The following is an 857-nucleotide window of genomic DNA, read 5'->3' on the forward strand; positions in this document are numbered from 1 at the left end:
CCAATTGTAGAGCCAGAGACAACTGTAGAAGAAAAAGAAGTTGTAGAACAGCCGAAACAACAAGAAGAGTTACAAAAACAACCAAAGGATGAAAATCTAAAAGTTGTTGTAGATAACGAACGAGTTAATAAAGAAACAAACAAGAATAAGAATCAATTACCACAAACAGGAGCATCTTCTCATAGTGCAGCTACACAAGTAGGTATGGGTGTATTATGTATCGCTTCTGCATATGTATTATGGAGACGTAAAGCAGCTTAACAAAAATTAGGAGCAATCATTTGCTCCTAATTTTATTATAAAAGTGAGGGCTAATAATGAGTGGGGATGAACAAAATCTCCACTCATTAAAGTTTCACTTTAATATGAAAGGTGAGGGACAGCATGAGTAAGATGAAATGGTTCATTTCTTTAGTTCTTTCATTGGGATTATTAGCYGGATGTGAAGAAACGGCTGTAAAACCTGAGAAGAAGGCAGAACCGAAGCAAGAAGAGCAAAAAGAAGTAGCGAAACAGGAAGAACAAAAAGATGTACCGAAACCGGAAGAGAAGCAAGCTGAACCGGAACAGAAACAACAAGAAGAGCAGAAAGATAAACAAGAACAAAAAGTAGAAGAGAAACCGAAAGAAGAAAAAGCGCAGGAACAAGCTGAAGTAAAGAAAGAAGAGAAACCAAAGGAACAGCCTGCTGTAAATAAACAACCAGAGCAACAAAAAGTACAAGAAGAGAAACCCCAGCARCMGAAAGCRCCAGAAGTAAAAGAAGAAGCAAAGGTTGTTAATCAGCCAAAAGAAACACCAAAGCAGGAGCAAAAGGAAGATCCGAATAAAGGGCAACAACAGGTAACTGTGCCGGC

At 38.2% G+C, this 857-nt stretch carries 1 protein-coding gene and 1 pseudogene; both read left to right on the forward strand.

Features of this window, described 5'->3' with window-relative positions; all coding sequences use genetic code 11:
* On the forward strand, positions 1-261 hold a 261-nt coding region (locus AC1DJR_RS31820), incomplete at its 5' end, for an LPXTG cell wall anchor domain-containing protein (protein WP_477004453.1).
* Between the two features lie 123 nt (positions 262-384).
* A pseudogene (locus AC1DJR_RS31825) lies at positions 385-857 on the forward strand (DUF4430 domain-containing protein); the annotation flags it as partial.

It is taken from the genome of Bacillus sp. 05T31, from assembly GCF_056396725.1.